Here is a 17,424-nt window from a genome sequence, read left to right as displayed (position 1 = left end):
GGTGCCCGACATGGACAGCATCCCTGGATGGAGGCTCCGCACGCCAGTGAATGGCTTACCTTGAACAGTCCCTGAACAACTTTTGAACATCGCCTGATGAACAAGGTCGCGGAAGGGCTCTCGTCGGAAGTGAATCCCGAGGGCTCTCATCGCATCTGGAGTGATGATGACGACAGACATTTCCAATGAGAGAATCCGGGTGGCGCTCCTGGAGGACCAGCAGGTCTTCAGGGAGAGTCTGGTATTGGTCCTCGAGAGTGCGGGCATGGACGTGGTGGCGCGCTGCTCCCAGACGCCGCCCTTCCTGGCGCGGGTGCGTGAGCAGATGCCGCACGTGGCGGTGTTGGACCTGAAGCTGGAGCCGCCGGACCAGGATGGGACGGCGACGGGGATGACGGCGCTGCAGTGCCTGCATGACTTCTATCCGTCGGTGAGGTCGCTGGTGTTGTCGAGCCACCACGAGCCGGAGGTGGTGGAGCAGTGCCTGCAGGCGGGCGCCGCGGGCTACCTGTGGAAGCACAACGTGGGCTGCGCGGAGGTGGTGGAGGCGGTGACGCGCGTGGCGCGCGGGGAGCGGCTGATGCCGCCCGGGCTGTCGTGGGTGCCGTCGCTGCCGGGCTTCATGCTGCAGCACGAGGTGCCGACGGGCGGCGCGGAGCTGGGGCTGCTCACGCCGCGCGAGCGCGAGGTGCTGGGGTATGTGGCCGCGGGCGCGGACAACCTCAAGATTGCCGCGTGCCTGAGCATCACCGAGCGCACGGTGAAGGCGCACATCACCAGCATCTACAAGAAGATTGGCTCGGAGAACCGCACGCAACTGGCGGTGCTCGCGCTGCAACTGGGCGTTCAGCGCCCGGCAGGCATCTGAGACCGCGGTGCGCCAGCACTTGCAGGCAATGGGCGCGGGCGCGGGCGCATGAGAGGGTGGGTGGACCCGTGGCGCTCCACTCCCGAAAACCCCCGCGCGCGGGTCTTCGCGTCACCGTCCCCGGCGGGCCAGGGCAGCTCCGAACGCAGCGGCTGCCCTGGCCCGTTCACTGTCGACGCCGCACGGCGTCAGGGCTTCTGGGCCGTCACCAGCTCGAAGGGGCCGCCGGGCAGCACGCGCACGTGGTGGAAGCCCGCCTGCGCGAGCATCCGCTCGTAGAGCTCCACCTCGCGCAGCCGGCTGACGCACGAGTCCACGCCGATGAGGAAGTAGGTCCAGAAGAACTGCGCGGCCAGGCGCTCCGGGGTGCGGAACTCCTCGCAGATGATGACGCGCCCGCCCGGGGGCAGCGCCGCCCACGCCGCCTGCAAGAGCGCCTGCGCCGTCTGCGGCGCCCAGTCGTGCAGCACGCGCACGAAGCTCATCACGTCGTAGCCCTCGGGCAGCGGCTCCTTCAGGAAGTCCCCGGCCACGAAGCCCAGGCGCGAGGCGGACAGGCCGAAGCGCTCGCGCGTGCGCTCCACCAGCGCGAGCGTCGCCGGCAGGTTGAAGACATCCACCTTCAAGCCCGGGTGCTCTTGCGACAGGTGCGCCGCGAGGCTGCCGTCGCCGCCGCCCACGTCGAGCACGCGCTGGCCGTCCCTCCACAGCGCGGGCGCGTGCAGGCGCAGCGCCTCGAGGATGGGCGGCAGCCCCGCCGCCATGCTCGTCTCGAAGCCCTCCAGCTGTTCGGGGGTGCGCAGGGGCCAGTCGAAGTCCGCGGGGGCGATGGAGTGGTGCCCGCGCAGCACCTCCGGCAGCCGGCCGTGCAGGGTGCGCCAGGCGAACTTCTCGCGGTCCGTCTCCCGGCCGTCGGGCCCCAGCACCGCGAGGGCCGCGTCGCGCAGGCCCTCCACCGCGTGGTAGCGCGCGGACGCGAGCGCGTCCGTGTCCTGCTCGCGCGTCACCAGGCCCAGGCTCTCCAGACAGTCGAGCAGCTTGTAGAGCCGGCCCGGCACCAGGCCATGCCTCGCGGCCAGCTGGGCCAGGGTGATGGGCTCGGGGCCCTCCAGCGACTCGAGCAGCCCCAGCTCCAGCGACGCCGTCAGCACGTCCACCGCCTTGGCGCCGTTGTAGAGCAGGTGCAGCAGCGCGCGAGGCGAGCGCTCCACTCCGCCCGCCCTCGACGTCACGACTCGCCCCGGGTGGGCGTGAAGCCCGCGTGCGCCACCGGGCACCCGCCGCCCGTCCTGGCGGGCGCCGCGTAGGCCGCCGCGCTCATCGCGCCCTCCATGCAGCCGTCACGGCGCGCGCCCGGGGAATGGCCCCCCTCCCGGCGCCAGCCGGCCGTCAGCTCCACGCGCACGTCCCAGAGCTGACGGAACAGCGGCAGCGTCATCCGCCCCGCGAGCACCTGCGTGGGCAGCCCGTCCAGCGCCTTCACCGAGCGGTCCACGCCGATGGTGCGCCGCACCAACTGGAAGTGTCGGTACAGCCAGCCCTGGAAGGCCTCGTCCACGTCCACGAACTGCTCGCACAGCCGCTTCAGGTCGTCCGGCCCGCCGCCCGAGTACACCTCCAGGAGCGTGCGCGAGCGCCGCGCGAGCAGCCGCTCCAGCGCGGCCTCCAGTCCCTCCGACGCCTTGCGCAGCATGTTGTAGCCCGGGGACTCCTGGCCGCTGCCGTTGCCCAGGCTGCGGCGGATGACCTGATAGGTGTCCGGCGTCATCGTCTCCATCACCCCCAGCTCCGCCTCCAGGCTCCGGAGGATTCGCACCAGCCGCTCCAGCCGGGCGGACGCGGCCCACAGGGCGTCCCTGTCGAACTCCGCCACCACCTCCACCGCCTCGCGCGAGCCCAGCTTCAGCCACAGCTCCTGCGCCTGGTGCACCACCTGGAACATCAGCTCGTCGTGCGAGACGCGCTCCTCCTCCGACGCCTGCAGCGACAACAGCTGCTGCGTCTTCAGATAGACCTCGTAGTCCAGCTCCCCCTTCCCCACCCACTTCTTCAACAGGGGGTTGAACAGCGGCGCATCCAGTTCTTGCCGTAACTTTTCCGCAGGACTGTAATCATTGAACGTGTGCATGGACCCCTCCGGAGGGGAGAAATGGGCATTCAGGGGCGGAGAGCGAAGCAGACGTGCCCGACGGTGACGGCCAGAGGCTCGCGACGACGACGGTGCTGCTGCTGCAGGTGGAAGCCGCGCCAAGGCCCTTTCGGGCACGAGGCGCGGCGGTGAGGGCTTCAGGGTGAAGGCGGGCGCGGCTTGAGGCGGAAGGTGCGCAGCCGGTTGGCCAGCTCCTCCCCCTGGACGCTCTTGGAGATGTAGCCGTCCGCGCCGGACGCCAGCGCGAGCGAGCGCAGCTTCGACTCGTCGGAGGCCGAGTAGAGGATGAACTTCGTCTTGGCGGACGCGTACTGGCGCGCCAGGTTGACGACCTTGTCGCCCTTGAGGGCGGGGAAGTTCACGTCGATGAGCACGAAGTCCGGCTCCGACTGGCTCACCAGGTTGGACACACCCAACGCCGAGGTGTGCGTGAGCACCTCGAAGCCATACGCGCTCAGCGAGCGCTGCACGAGGTCGAGCAGGTCCGGGTCATCGTCCACCACCAGGACGCGTGCTTTTTCTTCAGCCATGGCTTCTCCCTAGATGCTTGCGGATCATCTCGAGCAACTGGTCACGATCAAGGGGCTTGGTGAGGTACGCGGTGCAACCGGCCGCGTGCGCCTTGTCCTGATATTCACGCCCCGCGTGAGCCGTCACCGCGATGACGGGCACGTTGGCCACGGAGGGTACCGCACGCAAGCGACGTGTTGCCTCCCAACCATCCAACCGCGGTAGGGACAGGTCCATCAGGATGAGGTCCGGATTGTCGCGCGTGGCGCGCTCCAGGCCGTGCTCTCCGTCCTCCGCTTCGATGACTTCGAACAGTCCGCCCAGGTAGCGCCGGACGATGTCCCGATTCTGGGCACTGTCCTCCACGTACAGGATGCGCGGCAGCCGCCCCGCGGACGCGGCGCGCTGGGAGAGCAGCAGGCCCTTGGCCTGGGCGATGACGTCCTCGAGCGCGTGGCCGCCCTTCTTCACGAAGCCGGCGAAGCCGTCGCGCAAGAGCGCCTCCTCCTCGTGGGTGAGCGACTTGCCGGTGAGCACCACCACGGGCACCTGGAGCTTCTCGGCGCGCAGGCGCCGCAGCACCTCGAAGCCGTCCAGGTTGGGCATCATCAAATCCAACACGACGAGCGACGGCGGGGACACGCGCGCCTTGAGCAGCGCGTCCTCGCCGCTCCGGGCCTCGGCGGTGCTGAAGCCCGCGCGGCGCAGGTTGCGGCTGACCAGCTCGCGCGTGGCGGAGTCGTCGTCCACCACCAGCACTTCGCCCACCCCGGCGGACGAGCCCAGCGACTGGGCCAGGCTGCGCTGCACCACCTCCACCAGCCGCTCGGGCTCCACGGGCTTGACCAGGTACTCGCACGCGCCCAGCGAGAAGCCGCGCGAGCGCTGCTCCTCCACGGAGATGAGGATGACGGGGATGCCCGCGAGCGCCGGCTCGCTCTTGAGCTGGCTGAGCACGCTCCACCCGTCCAGCTTGGGCAGGTGGATGTCCAGCAGGATGGCCTGGGGCTTGAGCTCCCGCGCCCGCTTGAGCGCGATGATGCCGTCCTCGGCCACCACCACCTTGAAGCCCACGGGCTCCAGCTGGCCCGTCACCAGCTGCTGGATGAGCGGATCATCATCCACCACCAGCACGGTGCTGCCCGGCTGCGCGAGCGCGCCCACGTGGCTGGCCACCTCCGCCACGGGCACGCCGCGCTCGGCGTGCTGTGAGGCCTGCGCGCCCGTCGGCGCCGCGTCCGGGGTGTTGGGCAGGCGCACCGTGAAGGTGGTGCCGCGGCCCAGCGTGGACGTCACGGAGACGGTGCCGCCCAGCACGCGCGACAGCTCGCGCACGATGGCGAGCCCCAGGCCCGTGCCGCCCACCTTGCGCGTGGTGGAGCCGTCCACCTGGCGGAACTTCTCGAAGATGAAGGGGAGCTGGTCGGCGGGGATGCCCACGCCGGTGTCCTCGACAATCATCACCACCTCGTCCCCGTTGGGGACCAGGCTCAGCGCCACCTCGCCCGTCTCGGTGAACTTGGCGGCGTTGCTCAACAGGTTGAGCATGATCTGCCGCAGCTTCAGCGCGTCGGTGCGCAGGGTCTCGACCGCCGCGTCCACGTGCACCGTGAGGGCCACGTCCTTGCCCTTGAGGTACTCCTTCACGGTGGCCATGCACTCCTCGGCCAGCTCGCGCACGTCCACGGGCTCGGTGACGACGTCCACCTTGCCCGACTCGATCTTGGACAGGTCCAGGATGTCGTTGATGAGCGCCAGCAGCGTCTTGGCGTTCGTCTTGACGACGTTGAGGTCGCGCCGGCCGTGGGCCGTCAGCCGCGAGCCCTCCTCGCGCATCAGCAGGTCGCAGTAGCCGATGATGCCGTTGAGCGGCGTGCGGATTTCATGGCTGAAGTTGGCCAGGAACTCGCTCTTGAGGCGGGCGGCAGCCTCGGCCTCGCGGGCGCGCTCCTCCTCGTTGCGCTTGGCCACCGCCAGCTCCTGGGCCAGCCGGTCCAGGTCCTCGTTCTGCTGGCGGATGATCTCCATCTGCAGCGCGCGCTGCTGATAGGACGCCAGCGAGCGGGCGGACACCGCGCGCGTGCGCTTGATCTCCTCCAGGCTCGCGGCCAGCTGCTTGTTGGCCGCCTCCAGCTCCGCCTTGGACGCGCGCAGCATCTCCTCGTTCTGCTTGCGCTCGGTGATGTCCTCGGTGACGCCCAGCACGTAGCGGGCCTCGCCGGAGGCGTCGAGCAGCGGCAGCTTGCGCGTGGCGAAGATGCGGTCCACGCCGCCGGCGCGCGCCACCTCCTCGAACGAGCGCATCTTCTTGGACGCGAGGATGTCCGAGTCGATGGCGATGAACGAGTCGGCCTGCTCCTTCGGGAAGTAGTCGTGGTCCAGCTTGCCGAGCAGCCACTCCTTGGTGACGCCGAACGCGTCCGCGAACGTCTTGTTCGCCACCACCAGCCGCCGCGTCGCCGCGTCCTTCACGAAGAGGACGAAGGGCAGGGCGTCGATGATGTTGCCCAATATCCAGTTGGCGTGATGCAGCTGCTCCTGGGTGGCGTCATGGCGCAGCCGGTCCCCGGCCAGGGGCAGCTCGCGCCGCAGCACGTGCCCCAGCCGGTTGAAGCGGTCCTCGCTGACGTAGTCGCGAGCGCCCGCGCGGGTGCTCGCCTCCAACAGCTCGTCGCTCCACTCGCGCGACAGGACGACGAACGGCAGCTCACGCGAGTGCTTGCGCCACAGGGCTTGCGCCTCGGCGAAGCCCAGGCCGGGCAGCTCCGAGCCGCACACGACGAGGGACCAGGGGCGGGCGAGCGCGGCCTCCAGGGCGGGGGCGCTGGTGGCGCGCTCGACGTGGGCGATGACACCCGCGTGCCCGAGCGCCTCTTCCACGCGCTGACACTCGCGCTCACTGGCGACGAGCAGCAGGGACGTGGCGTCCGCCACGGGGACGGAAGGGGGGAGGGAGGTGGCCATGACTCAGTTCGCCCCGAACACCAGCGCGGTCAACGTGGTGTTGATGTGGAACCCTGAATAGATTTCGAAGTGCACGTTCATCCCAGCGGCGGTGGGTGCGGCCTTCAGGGTCTCCGCGAGCTGGGCCACGCTGTTGGTCGCATGCGCGTACCACATGCGCCCGCCGCAGTGGAACAGGAGAGCGGCCTGGGGGTTCTGCACCCGGCGGGGCATCTCGTCGGTGAAGAAGCCGCGCGTCATGCCCGCCATGTCCCCCAGCTTCATCAGCTCCAGCTCCGTGCCCTCCTCCAGCAGGTTGGCGAAGAGGATGGAGCCGTCCTCCTGGGGCCGCCACGCGGCGCGGATGAAGTACTCGCGGCCCACGCGCAGCGCGGTGGGGCGCACCGCGAAGCCCTCGGGCGTGCCGAACTCCAAATCCTTCACGTCCTTGACGCCCAGGATTTCAGCGTAGCGCCTGGCGGCCGGGTGCCCGTCGATTTCCAGCGCGCGGGTGTGGCTCTCGTCCACCTTGGTGATGGTGAGCTTCTCCCCGGTGGGCACGTACCAGTGCGAGCGCAGGGCCGCCCAGGGCGCGCTGGTGCGGAACAGCGCCACCAGCACCGCGTCGGTGGCCACCTCGCCGTCCACGTGCACCAGCGCGGACTGCTTGGCCGGGTCGCGGTTGTCGTCGCTGGCCCCGCCGCCCACCAGCACCAGCGTCTGGCTGCGCTCCAGGATGCCCAGCAGCAGCTCTTCTTTCTTGTAACGAAAGCCGTCGTCGATGACGAGGCCCACGTACCGCCTGGGGTCCAGGTCCTGCTGGCGCACGCCCAAATCCTCGCACGCGCGCTTGATGGCGTTCTGCCCGGCGGTGATGGCGTCCACCGACAGCTGCGTGCCCAGCCCCAGGCCCACCTCCACGTCGCCGGAGAGCGCGGACAGCACCACGCTGCCCTCGTGGATGCCGGTGTTGTCCAGCTCGCCCGCCGTCGTCGCGCCGATGAGGCGCGTGCCCGGGGGGAGCCGCTCGCGCACCGCGCGGTTCAACGCATGCTGGTCCCGGTTGCGCGAGGCGAACATCGTCACCAGCACGGGCTTGACGTTGCCCAGCTGGCTCAAGAGGTCCTCCGCGGCCGCGGCCGGCTCCGTCAGCGTGGTTCGAGCCGTCTGCATCTTCACTTGGGCCATGGAGGACCTCCGAGGTGTCTGGCGGCGGCTACAGGCCGCTGCGCGGGTGCTGGGTATGACAGGCGCCGGTGCACTGCTGGAAGGACTCGGGTCCTCCGCCGACGTACATGCTTTCAATCTTCCCGAACTGGGCCTCGTGGCTCTTCGGGTAGCTCTTGTGGCACGACAGGCACGCGGCCTTGCTCGTGCGCTGGATGCTCTCCTTCGTCAGGTGGCAGGAGGAGCACTGCTCCAGCGGCTTGTCGAAGCGGTTGGAGCGCGAGTGGATGAAGTGCGTGCGCACGAAGATGGGCCCCTCCAGCTCGAAGCCCAGGGGCGCGTGGCAGCCCGAGCACGCGGCGCGGTTGTCGTTGCCGTGGAGCACCTGGGACAGCTCTCCGCCCTCGCTGTGGCAGCTGTTGCACGGGCCCGTGGTGAGCCTCGCCTCGGTGCGGCGCGGGGTGCCCACCTGGATTTCAATCGTCCGCGAGCCGGGCAGGTCCTCGCCCAGGTACACGCGGCGACCCTTCACCGTCACCAGGTAGGTGCCGGGCGTGGCGTCGGCGGGAATCTTGTACTGCCACTTGTCCGTGTTGGGCCGGTCCCACAGGCCCTCCTCCGGGAAGAAGGCGCCGCGGAAGACGATGTTGGCGAACGGGAGGATGGCGAACTGAGAGTACACGCCGTCGCGCGCCTCGGTGGCGACCACCTGCTCGTCCACCTCCGGGTCCAGGAAGGCCTCCAGCGCGATGACGCTGCGGATGGGCTGGATGTTCTGCGCGGGCCCGATGATTTGGGACATCAACATCCGCTCCCGGTGCTTGCGCCGGTAGTACGTCGTCGTCGCATCGAAGAAGGCCCGATAGTACTGGATGCCCGCCGCGTTTCCGTCCGGCGCGACCTCATTGTAGGACGGCAGACTGCCTTCGGGGTGCAGTCTGTTGCCCGCCCCGTCCTTCAGGGCGACCTGGAAGGTGATTTCGGACCCTGGGGCATACGTGCCATCGCGGCGCGGCGGGGTGAGCGCCTTCACGTCGATGCCGAAGCCATAGGCGTAGTCGGCGTCGCGCACCTGCTCCACGGGGATGATGTAGGGCGTGAAGGGGCGCAGGCTCCAGCGCAGCCGCAGCGCGGTGGTGGTGGTGGTGAGCGTGAAGGCCTTCGCCTTGGCGTGCTCGTACGCGTTGCGCACCTCCACCAGCGCCTCCTCCTCGAACTTCCGGGCGCCCGTGCAGTTGGTGGGGGACTGGCAGTCGGTGATGGACTGGATGGCGCGCAGCCGGCGGATGAAGAAGTCGTCGGTGCGCTCGCGTCGCGAGTCCTCCGAGCCGATGTTGAGCACCACGGGCAGGCCCGTGAGCCGGCCGCGCGAGTCCACGGGCTCCACGGTGAAGATGCTGGGCACGTCCATCCACGCCGCGCCCCGGTAGAAGCGCCGACGGGTGAAGGCGCCCGGGCTGCCCAGCAGCACCGGCTCCTCGTCCACGGCCTTCAGCCCCGACCAGCCCAGCCCCGCGAAGTCGCTCTGCGTCTTCAGCGCGGCGAGCCCCGTGTCGCGGTTGGACAGCACCGAGGCGCGCAGGTCGATCTGGTTGATGTAGAAGCTCGAGCCCGCGCGCACGCGCAAGAGCTGCCCCTTGCCGTTGTCCACCTCGAGCGCCAGCCCCACCGGCTTGGGCGCAGGCGGCCACGGCCAGCCGAACAGCTCCTGGGACTCCGACGTGGTCTCTCCGGCCTCCGGCGCCAGCGCCGCCTCGTCCAGTGACGCGTCTTCTGGTCCGCCGCAGGCCACCAGCAACCCCGTCACCAGGGCCCACGCCAACGTCTGGCGGGCCGTGGGGTAACCGAGCGAGCGGTGCGTACACGCTTCGCGCTGGGACCAGGGTGCTCCAAGTCCACCCATGGGTGACTCTCCTCGTACATGTGGTTGAGGGCACCACCATTGGCGCCCCGGCCAGCGGACCCTGTAGCCCTTCGCCCGCAGGGGGCGAGGGGGGCCGGATCTCTCCCGTTTCCGGGTTTCCCCGGTTCGAGCCTTTTTAGCCGTACGAAGAATATCTGGACTGAACAGACGCCTTCAACTTCTGGGAAAATAATCCGCCCTCTTTAAATCCCGGAAGCCTCCAACTGTTCGGATTTCCTCAATACGCTGCGGGCTGAACCGACTCAAGCGGTCGCTTGCAGGGGGATGTGAGCCCTGCCCTGCAGGGCACGGGGAAGTTCAACAGTGAATTCCGCGCCTTCCCCGATTCGGCTCCGGACGTGGATGGAGCCGCCGTGGGCCTGGACCAGCTGTTGGACGATGTAGAGGCCCAGGCCGGTGCCGGGGTGGCGGCGGCCGTCGCCGTGGACGCGCTCGAAGCGGTGGAACAGGCGCTGCTGGTCGCCGGGGGCGATGCCCAGGCCCGCGTCCTTCACGGTGACGCGCGCGTGGGAGGCGTCGGCGTGGACACTGATTTCCACGGGGTGGCCGTGGCCGAACTTGAGGGCGTTGTTGATCAGGTTGGTGAGGACGCGGTCCAGGCGCAGCCGGTCCCACGAGCCGGTGGTGTCCTGCTCCTGCACGCGCACGGTGAGCGCGCAGCCGGCGGCGGTGGCCTGCTCCGCGTGGCGCTCGGCCACCTCCCTGGTCAGCGCGGCCAGGTCCATCTGCTCGCGGTCCAGCGTCATGGGGCCCGCGGACAGGCTCGACAGGTCCAGCAGGTTGTGGAGCAGCCGGCCCATGCGCCGGGCCTCGCCCTCCACGCCCACCAGGCCCTCGCGCAGCCGGGGCTCGTGCGCGTTCACCTCCAAGAGGCGCAGGCGCCTGAGGCGCAGCTGGAGCGAGGACAGCGGGTTGCCCAGGTCATGCGCTGCCACGCCGATGAGCTCCAGCGCGCCCTGCGCCTCGGAGAGCAGGCGCGCGTTGTCCAGCGCGAGCGCGGCCCGGGCGGCCAGCTCCTCCATGAAGGCGCGGTCCACCTCGCCGTAGCGCCGCGCGCCGGTGGACAGCAGGCACAGCGCGCCCAGCACGCGCGAGCCCACCGCCAGCGGCACGGTGAGCGAGGAGGTGACGCCCAGCACGCGCAAGAGCTCGCCGTGGGCGCTGCCCTCGAGCGCCACGGGCAGGTGCTCCGCTTCCACCTCCGAGAGGAGTTCCGCGCGGCCGGTGCACACCACGTGACAGGGGCCCACCTCGTCCGCGTCGGGGCAGCGCAGGAGCGGCTCCCACAGGCGGCTGGCGGCCTGGTCGTCCGCGCACGCCACGGCCTGGGGCCGCACGCGGCCGTCGGCGGAGGGGAGGAAGAGGATGCACGCGTCGGCGACCTCGGGCACGCACAGGCGCGTGAGGGCCTCGCCCACCTCGCGCGCGCCGGACAAGGGCTGCAGCACGCGGCCCGCCTCGGCGAAGAGCGCCTGGGCCCGCTCCATGCGGCGCCGCTCGGTGATGTCGCGCGTCACCTCCGCGAAGCCGCACAGCCGCCCGCGCGAGTCCGACAGCGCGGTGATCAGCGTCTCCGCCCAGAAGCGCGTGCCGTCGCGCCGCACGCGCCAGCCCTCGGACAACAGGCGCCCCTCGCGTCGGGCGCGCTCCAACTGGGCGCGAGGCAGGCCCGCGGCCACGGCGTCCTCGGGGTGCAGCCGCTCCAAGGCACAGCCCGCCACGTCCTCGGCGGCCCAGCCCGTCAGCCGCTGCGCGCCGGCGTTCCAGGCCGTCACCCGGCCGCGCGAATCCAGGAAGCACAAGGCGTAGTCCGTCACCGCCTCCATGAGCAGGCCCAGGCGCTGCTCGCTGTGCTCGTGGCGCGCGTGCAGCGGCGCCAGCAGGTGGCTCAGCACCAGCCCCAGCGCGCCCACGCCGGCCAGCCCCACGAAGCCCGCGAGCAGCGCCTGTCGCAAGGCCAGGCGGGAGACCTCCTCATGGGTGAACAGTCCGTGCACGACGGACAGGAGCGTCGCGAACAACAACAGGCCGGCGAGCATGCAGGCGGACACCCCCGCACCCACCCGCTGGGCGAACGTCCAACGTCGCATCATGTGAGGCTCCCCCCGCTCCTGGCGAAAGCCCGCAACCGGCCCGCATCAGGAAGGTGATGGACAGCATCCCCGATGCGAGGACAGCGGAAAATTGCCCGGTTGGACAAAGTCTGAGTCACCCCAGGGAGGTTGCTGACACTCCCTGGGTGGAAGGACTCCCCATCTGGAATGGCCATCGCCAGGGCGCGGGGTTATGAGGCGTGCCCCCCCCTCATTCGTCTCGCGTCTGTCCACACCGCCTATGTCTCTCGTCGAAGGTCTGAAGGTCCGCTATCTCCCCCAGCCCGAATGGGGTGTGGGTCACCTGCTGTCCCTCCAGGAGGACGGAGCCAAGGCGCTCGTCGTCTTCCCCGCACGGGAGGACGCCCCGGTGCTGGTGTCCACCAAGGGCGGCGCCCTGGTGTCCTACCCGCTGCCTCCGGGAGAGCCGGTGGTGACGTACAAGGGGCGGCTGGCCCTGGTGGTGGCCGAGGAGCCGGGAGCGCGGGGCCTGCGGCGCTACGTGCTGAGGTACGCGGACACGGGCGAGGAGGACGAGCTGCCGGAGTCCGAGGTGCGCGCGCTGCCGCCGCGCTCGGACCTGTTGTCGACACTTCGCGAGGGTCGGGTGGGGGACGCGCGCGCCTTCACGCTGCGCAAGCAGGCGCTGGTGCTGGACGACGAGCGGCGGTGTGACGCGCTGGGCGCGCTGCTCGCCAGCCGCGTCATGGTGAAACCCCACCAGGTGGGCGTGGTGCAGCGGGTGTTGTCCGCCCGGCGTCCGCGCTTCGTGCTCGCCGACGAGGTGGGCCTGGGCAAGACGATTGAAGCGGGCATGGTGTTCAGCGCGCTGCGGCTGTCGGGCCTGGTGCGGCGCTGTCTGGTGGTGGCCCCCAGCCACCTCACCGTGCAGTGGCTGGTGGAGCTGTTCCACAAGTTCAACCAGCTCTTCACGCTGATGGACTCGGACCGCTACGCGCAGTCCCTCAAGGAGGCCCCGGGCGTGTCGCCCTGGGCGCGCTTCCCGCTGGTGGTGACCAGCCTGGAGCTGCTGTCGCGCAGCGAGGAGCACCGCCAGGAGCTCGCGGGCGAGGACGCGTTCTGGGACCTGGTCATCATCGACGAGGCGCACCACCTGAAGGGCGAGCGCGCCTTCGAGGCCGCCTCCGTGCTGGCGAAGAACTCCTGGGGCCTCTTGCTGCTCACCGCGACGCCCATGCAGCTGGACCCGGCCGAGTACCACGGGCTGCTCACCCTCATCGACGCGGCCACGGCCCCGTCCGTGAAGGGCTTCGAGGAGCGGCTCGCGCGCCAGGAGGAGCTGTCCACCGCGGTGCGCGCGCTGCGCGAGGGCGGCAAGGCCCAGGCCACGGCGGCGGTGAAGGCCCTGGCCCAGCGCTTCCCCGAGGACGCGCGGCTCAAGACGCTCAAGGAGCCCGAAGCGCTCCTGCAGCACCTGGCGGAGACGTACAGCCTCAGCGACACGCTGGTGCGTAACCGTCGTGCGGTGGTGGGTGGTTTCTCCACGCGCAGGCTGCACCGGCACGCGGTGGCGCTGCCCGCCGAGGAGCTGAAGGTCCGCGACGCGGCCTTGGAGGTGCTGGCGCAGGGCACGCTGAGGGGCGCGCCCCTGGGCAACGTGCTGCGCCGGCTGGAGTCCAGCTCCGCGGCGTTCTCCGGCGCGGTGAAGTCCAACCCGGTGCTCAAGGCGAAGGCGGACGTGCTGAAGCTGCCGTCGCGCGACGCGAAGTTCAGCGCCTTCGTGGGCGTGCTGCGCGGCGTGTGGAAGGCGGAGCCCTCCGCGAAGGTGCTTGTCTTCACCGAGAGCCGCGACACGCTGGAGATGCTCCAGTCGGAGCTGTCGCGCGAGAACGTGGAGGCCTTGGGCTACCACGGAGATTTGCCGCTGGTGGAGCGGGACAGGCAGGTGGCGCGCTTCCGGGACCCGGAGGGCCCCAAGGTGCTGCTCTGCACGGAGGTGGGCGGCGAGGGCCGCAACTTCCAGTTTGCCCACCACCTGGTGCACTACGATTTGCCCTGGAGCCCGGCGACGGTGGAGCAGCGCATCGGCCGGCTGGACCGCATCGGCCAGACGCACCCGGTGGAGATCCACGTCTTCGACGTGGCGGGCACGCTGGCGTCGGACGTGCTGACGCTGCTGGCGGACGCGGTGGGCGTGTTCGGCGAGACGGTGGGCGGCCTGGACGCGGTGCTGGAGGAGGTGGAGGACCGGCTGGCGGAGCTGGCGCTGCTGCCGCGCGAGGCGCGCGTGGCCTATGCGGGCGAGCTCAAGGCCAAGGTGGAGTCGGCGCGCGAGCAGGTGAAGCGCGCGTATGATCCGCTCCTGGACGTGCGCAGCTTCGACCGCCCCGCGGTGGAGCGCCTGGTGAAGAAGGCCCAGGAGCGCATGGGCATCGAGTCCGACGAGGACGGCGACGACGGCGAGGCGCTCGGGCTGGAGGACGGCCTGTGGGGCGTCGCGCGGGACCTGGACGAGCGGCTGGAGGAGACCGTCACGGAGCTGGCGCGCCGGGTGGGCATCGGCGTGGACACCGACGAGCAGGTGGAGGCCTTCCAGGTGGCGTTCCAGTTCGGCCACGCGCTGAAGGTGGACGGCCTGCCGGGGCTGGACGTGCTGGAGGACCGCACGCAGCTGGGCACCTTCTGGCGCGACACCGCGGTGGAGGCCGAGGAGCTGGAGTACTTCGCCACCGGCCACCCGCTGGTGGAGGCGCTGTTCGGCTTCCTGCGCGACGGTCCCTATGGCCGCAGCGCGTTCCGCTTCATCGAGAAGCGCGGGCCCCAGAAGGCGCGCGGCGTGGAGCTGCTCTACCACCTGCAGCTGCCGGAGCCGGAGGACACCTCGCCCGGCGCGCGCGTGCCCAGCCGTCAGCTGGCGCGCTTCCTGGAGCGCACCCTGGTCCACGTGGCCGTGGTGGACGGGGGCGCCTCCGGCCCCAGGGCCGACGACGCGCTGCTCCCCGCGCTGGAGGCCGAGGGCAAGACGCTCAAGGGCGACGAGGTGTCGCGCGCCTTCCCGGGCTTCGACACCTTCCTCGACGCCGCGGTGCCCGTGGGCCAGAAGGCCGCCGAGGCCGCGCTGAAGAAGCTCACCACCGCCGCCCGCGAGGCCATCGAGGCCGAGCGCGACGCCGGCCTGGAGCGCCTGCGCCTGTCCCTGGACCACCAGGGCCTGTCGGATGACGCCCTCGCCACCCAGCTGGGCGCCGAGCATGCGCACTACGAGCGTCTGCTCCACGCCCTTCGTGACGCGAAGGTGACACTCGACTCGGCTTGCGGTTTCATTCTCAACCGCTGAGACGTGCGGGGCAGGGCGGGGTGTTGCGCCCGTGACGCGAGGTGTCGGAGGCTCGCGCGGACAGTCCCACTGTGTCGTGGACAGTGGGGCTGGGTACCGAATTTGGCTACGGTCCAGTTGACCGATTCCTCAATCAACAAGATTCAGGGAATTGGAAGGTGTATGCTTCCCCGCGCCATTTCACCCACATCCAGGCAGTCCGGACAGGCAGCGGTGGAAGCGGCGCTGACGCTCCCGCTGGTGGTGTTCCTGGTGTTGGGGACGCTGCAGCTCTTCATGATGCTGCAGGCGCGAATCCTGGCGCAGGTGGCGGTGTACCGGGCGGTGCGGGCTGGCAGCCTCAACCACGCGGACTGCCTGCCGATGATGCACGCGGCGATGGTGACGATGCTGCCGTCGGTGGTGCGCACGGACAGCCCGCGCGCGCTGGCGGACGCGTTCCGGGTGCGGCGGGACAACGAGTACCGGGTGACCAGCTCCTACGGGAACCTGTTCCGGGGCCCCATGGTGGAGATCGTCCGCGACTCGCCGGACGTCGCGTGGGTGCAGTCGCTCGCCTTCAACGAGGACCTGCTGTTCGACCAGTCCACGGACAGCGACGCGGCGCTCGACAACCGCACGTTGGAGATCCGCATGGTGGCCTGGTACTACATGCGCATCCCCTTCGCGAACTGGGTGATGAGCCGGATGTTCCTGGCCCACTTCGGTCTGCGTCGCTACACCGCCACCAACCCGCTGATGCCGGCGCAGAAGCAGTCGGACTGGTGGAACGACGAGGCGCCGCCCCTGGGGCCGGATGACTGGCCCGGTGGCGCGCTCGACGAGCGCATGGTGGCGTGGAGCCGGCAGGGCCACTTCGTGTTCCCCATCCAGGTCCACGCGGCGATGCGGATGATGACGCCGGTGATGGCCCAGAACTTCCCGCGAGGCGCCGAATGTCCCGTCACCGGCTTCTGAGTGCTCCGCGCGGTCAGGCGCTCGTCCTCTTCGCGCTGACGCTGCTGCTCCTCGCGTTGATGGTGCTGATGACGCTGGGCTTCGGCATGCGCGCCAAGGAGCGCGTCGAAATCCAGATGGCGGCGGACGCGGCGGCCTACAGCCAGGCGGTGGCCGCGGCGCGCACGTTCAACGCCATCTCCGTGATGAACCGCGCGCAGGTGGCGCACATGGTGGCCATGGCCGGCACCCAGGCGCTCATCAGCCGCAGCAGCCAGGTGTACGCGGCCCACATGGTCTGCGCGCCCAAGTACACCGTGACGGAGTGGGAGGCGCGGGACAAGGACGCCGCCACGCAGACGAAGCTGGCCCAGGGCAAGGCGGGCAACCTGTACCGCGCGGGGCTGGAAATCTACGCGCACCTGCTCACCGAGCACATCGCCGGACAGAAGCTCGCGGTGCGCATCGCCCGGGGCGCCAACCCGGAGCTGGAGGCGACGGCGGACGGCGCGGCCAAGAGCTTCCTGGAGCTCAACGGCTCCGAGGACGTGCCTCGCCACGGGCCGCTGATGGACGCCGTGCGGCGAGGCGGCGGCGCCTGTGGCGGCGGCGCGGTGTGCCCGGTGGGCGGCGCCTCGCGCGCGCACCTGAACGCCACCATGGGCAGCCTGGGCTGGACGTGGGTGCACAACCGGCCCACCGGCAGCGCGGGGTTCGGCACGGGCGGCGCGGCGCGCTCCACGGCCTTCCGTCGCTACGGCTCCGCCGCGGAGATGGACCCTTCGACCTACAACACGGTGTCGGGGCGCAACGCCACGGGCCATGACCACGGGACGGCCATCGTCCCCACGCAGTGCGCGAGCAACGCGCCGCCCGCGCCGGTGCCGGTGACGGACGCGTGGGTGATGTCCGACGAGCAGCAGACGCCGCAGGACCAGCACGTCTACGGCCTGCGCCTGCCGCCGGGGCAGGCGCCCGAGGCGGGCGAGCCCCTCTACGAGCGGCACACGCTGGGCGCGTGCGTGACGTGCCCGGGCATCTGGCCGTTCGCCATGAGCTACAACGTGGACGAGATGTGGCGCGGGCCGAGCAACCACTACGCGCAGCCGAAGCTGTACTCGGTGTTGCATCGCGATTACGGCAGTGACGCGCGCCGCAGGAACCCGGACCCGTGGAACCTGTTCTTCCGCTTCAAGTTCTCGGAGGAGAACACGACGGAGTTCGACCTCTCGATTCCGCTGGGGCGCTCGCGTCCGACGGGGCGTGAGAGCGTGCAGCGCAACCAGGTCGCGCTGTCGGCGGGCATCGTCTACTACCACCGGCCGCGCGCGGCGGCGCAGGGGGGAGGCTGGCGCGAGCCGCCCAACTTCCTCAACCCCTTCTGGCGCGCCACGCTGGTGAGCGCCGAGGGCGCGGTGGACGACAGGCCGGCGCAGAGCCTGGAGACGGCGGGGTTCGCGGAGCACGGCCGGACGCTGCGGGAGCTGGAAGAGGCGGGTTACCGCGGCGGCAGCCGGCGGGGAGCGGGGTACTGAC

At 70.5% G+C, this 17,424-nt stretch carries 11 protein-coding genes; 4 read left to right on the top strand and 7 right to left on the bottom strand.

The window, feature by feature from the left end; all coding sequences use genetic code 11:
• The first annotated feature begins 166 nt into the window (after positions 1-166).
• The gene (locus VZQ01_RS15625) at positions 167-868 is read left to right on the top strand and encodes a LuxR C-terminal-related transcriptional regulator (RefSeq protein WP_267698214.1); all 702 of its coding nucleotides are present in this window, start codon (positions 167-169) and stop codon (positions 866-868) included.
• 188 nt (positions 869-1,056) lie between these two features.
• Here VZQ01_RS15625 and VZQ01_RS15620 read toward each other — a convergent pair whose 3' ends face one another.
• The 7 genes from VZQ01_RS15620 to VZQ01_RS15590 form a co-directional block, all read right to left on the bottom strand.
• Positions 1,057-2,079, bottom strand: a complete 1,023-nt coding sequence (locus VZQ01_RS15620; RefSeq protein ID WP_223782399.1) for a methyltransferase — start codon at positions 2,077-2,079, stop codon at positions 1,057-1,059.
• 17 nt (positions 2,080-2,096) lie between these two features.
• Positions 2,097-2,996 (bottom strand): tryptophan 2,3-dioxygenase family protein, encoded by a 900-nt coding sequence (locus tag VZQ01_RS15615; RefSeq protein WP_426748236.1) that lies wholly within the window; start codon positions 2,994-2,996, stop codon positions 2,097-2,099.
• 158 nt (positions 2,997-3,154) lie between these two features.
• Positions 3,155-3,547, bottom strand: a complete 393-nt coding sequence (locus tag VZQ01_RS15610; protein ID WP_046710855.1) for a response regulator — start codon at positions 3,545-3,547, stop codon at positions 3,155-3,157.
• Positions 3,540-6,491: a response regulator gene (locus VZQ01_RS15605; RefSeq protein WP_223749258.1), complete on the bottom strand. Its 2,952-nt coding sequence runs from the start codon at positions 6,489-6,491 to the stop codon at positions 3,540-3,542. Before VZQ01_RS15605 ends, VZQ01_RS15610 begins: the two co-directional genes overlap by 8 nt.
• Positions 6,492-6,494: 3 nt before the next feature.
• Complete coding sequence (locus VZQ01_RS15600) at positions 6,495-7,658, bottom strand: FIST signal transduction protein (RefSeq protein ID WP_223749259.1); 1,164 nt, start codon at positions 7,656-7,658, stop codon at positions 6,495-6,497.
• 28 nt (positions 7,659-7,686) lie between these two features.
• A complete protein-coding gene (locus VZQ01_RS15595) occupies positions 7,687-9,540 on the bottom strand; it encodes a cytochrome C (protein ID WP_426748235.1) in 1,854 nt (617 codons plus the stop codon).
• Positions 9,541-9,803: 263 nt separating this feature from the next.
• Entirely contained in the window at positions 9,804-11,654 is a 1,851-nt protein-coding gene (locus VZQ01_RS15590; protein ID WP_426748234.1) for an ATP-binding protein, read from the bottom strand.
• Positions 11,655-11,895: 241 nt separating this feature from the next.
• On the opposite strand from VZQ01_RS15590, the gene VZQ01_RS15585 reads away from it, so the two are divergent.
• From VZQ01_RS15585 to VZQ01_RS15575, 3 genes are all read left to right on the top strand, one after another.
• Complete coding sequence (locus VZQ01_RS15585) at positions 11,896-14,952, top strand: helicase-related protein (protein WP_426748233.1); 3,057 nt, start codon at positions 11,896-11,898, stop codon at positions 14,950-14,952.
• 162 nt (positions 14,953-15,114) lie between these two features.
• A complete protein-coding gene (locus VZQ01_RS15580; RefSeq protein ID WP_223749263.1) occupies positions 15,115-15,909 on the top strand; it encodes a TadE family protein in 795 nt (264 codons plus the stop codon).
• Complete coding sequence (locus VZQ01_RS15575) at positions 15,888-17,423, top strand: pilus assembly protein (protein ID WP_223749264.1); 1,536 nt, start codon at positions 15,888-15,890, stop codon at positions 17,421-17,423. Before VZQ01_RS15580 ends, VZQ01_RS15575 begins: the two co-directional genes overlap by 22 nt.
• The last annotated feature ends 1 nt before the right edge of the window (position 17,424 follow it).

It is taken from the genome of Myxococcus faecalis (assembly GCF_050039385.1).
Classification (GTDB): Bacteria; Myxococcota; Myxococcia; order Myxococcales; family Myxococcaceae; genus Myxococcus; species Myxococcus fulvus.
The sequence above is the reverse complement of the archived record's forward strand: the minus strand, read 5'-3'. Positions and strand labels throughout refer to the sequence as shown.

Bases quoted from the DNA above. Each gene is read 5' to 3' on its own strand.
- VZQ01_RS15585 (WP_426748233.1), top strand. From the start codon at position 11,896: ATGTCTCTCGTCGAAGGTCTGAAGGTCCGCTATCTCCCCCAGCCCGAA.
- VZQ01_RS15595 (WP_426748235.1), bottom strand. From the start codon at position 9,540: ATGGGTGGACTTGGAGCACCCTGGTCCCAGCGCGAAGCGTGTACGCAC.
- VZQ01_RS15615 (WP_426748236.1), bottom strand. From the start codon at position 2,996: ATGCACACGTTCAATGATTACAGTCCTGCGGAAAAGTTACGGCAAGAA.
- VZQ01_RS15590 (WP_426748234.1), bottom strand. From the start codon at position 11,654: ATGATGCGACGTTGGACGTTCGCCCAGCGGGTGGGTGCGGGGGTGTCC.
- VZQ01_RS15575 (WP_223749264.1), top strand. From the start codon at position 15,888: ATGTCCCGTCACCGGCTTCTGAGTGCTCCGCGCGGTCAGGCGCTCGTC.
- VZQ01_RS15600 (WP_223749259.1), bottom strand. From the start codon at position 7,658: ATGGCCCAAGTGAAGATGCAGACGGCTCGAACCACGCTGACGGAGCCG.
- VZQ01_RS15610 (WP_046710855.1), bottom strand. From the start codon at position 3,547: ATGGCTGAAGAAAAAGCACGCGTCCTGGTGGTGGACGATGACCCGGAC.
- VZQ01_RS15625 (WP_267698214.1), top strand. From the start codon at position 167: ATGACGACAGACATTTCCAATGAGAGAATCCGGGTGGCGCTCCTGGAG.
- VZQ01_RS15605 (WP_223749258.1), bottom strand. From the start codon at position 6,491: ATGGCCACCTCCCTCCCCCCTTCCGTCCCCGTGGCGGACGCCACGTCC.
- VZQ01_RS15580 (WP_223749263.1), top strand. From the start codon at position 15,115: ATGCTTCCCCGCGCCATTTCACCCACATCCAGGCAGTCCGGACAGGCA.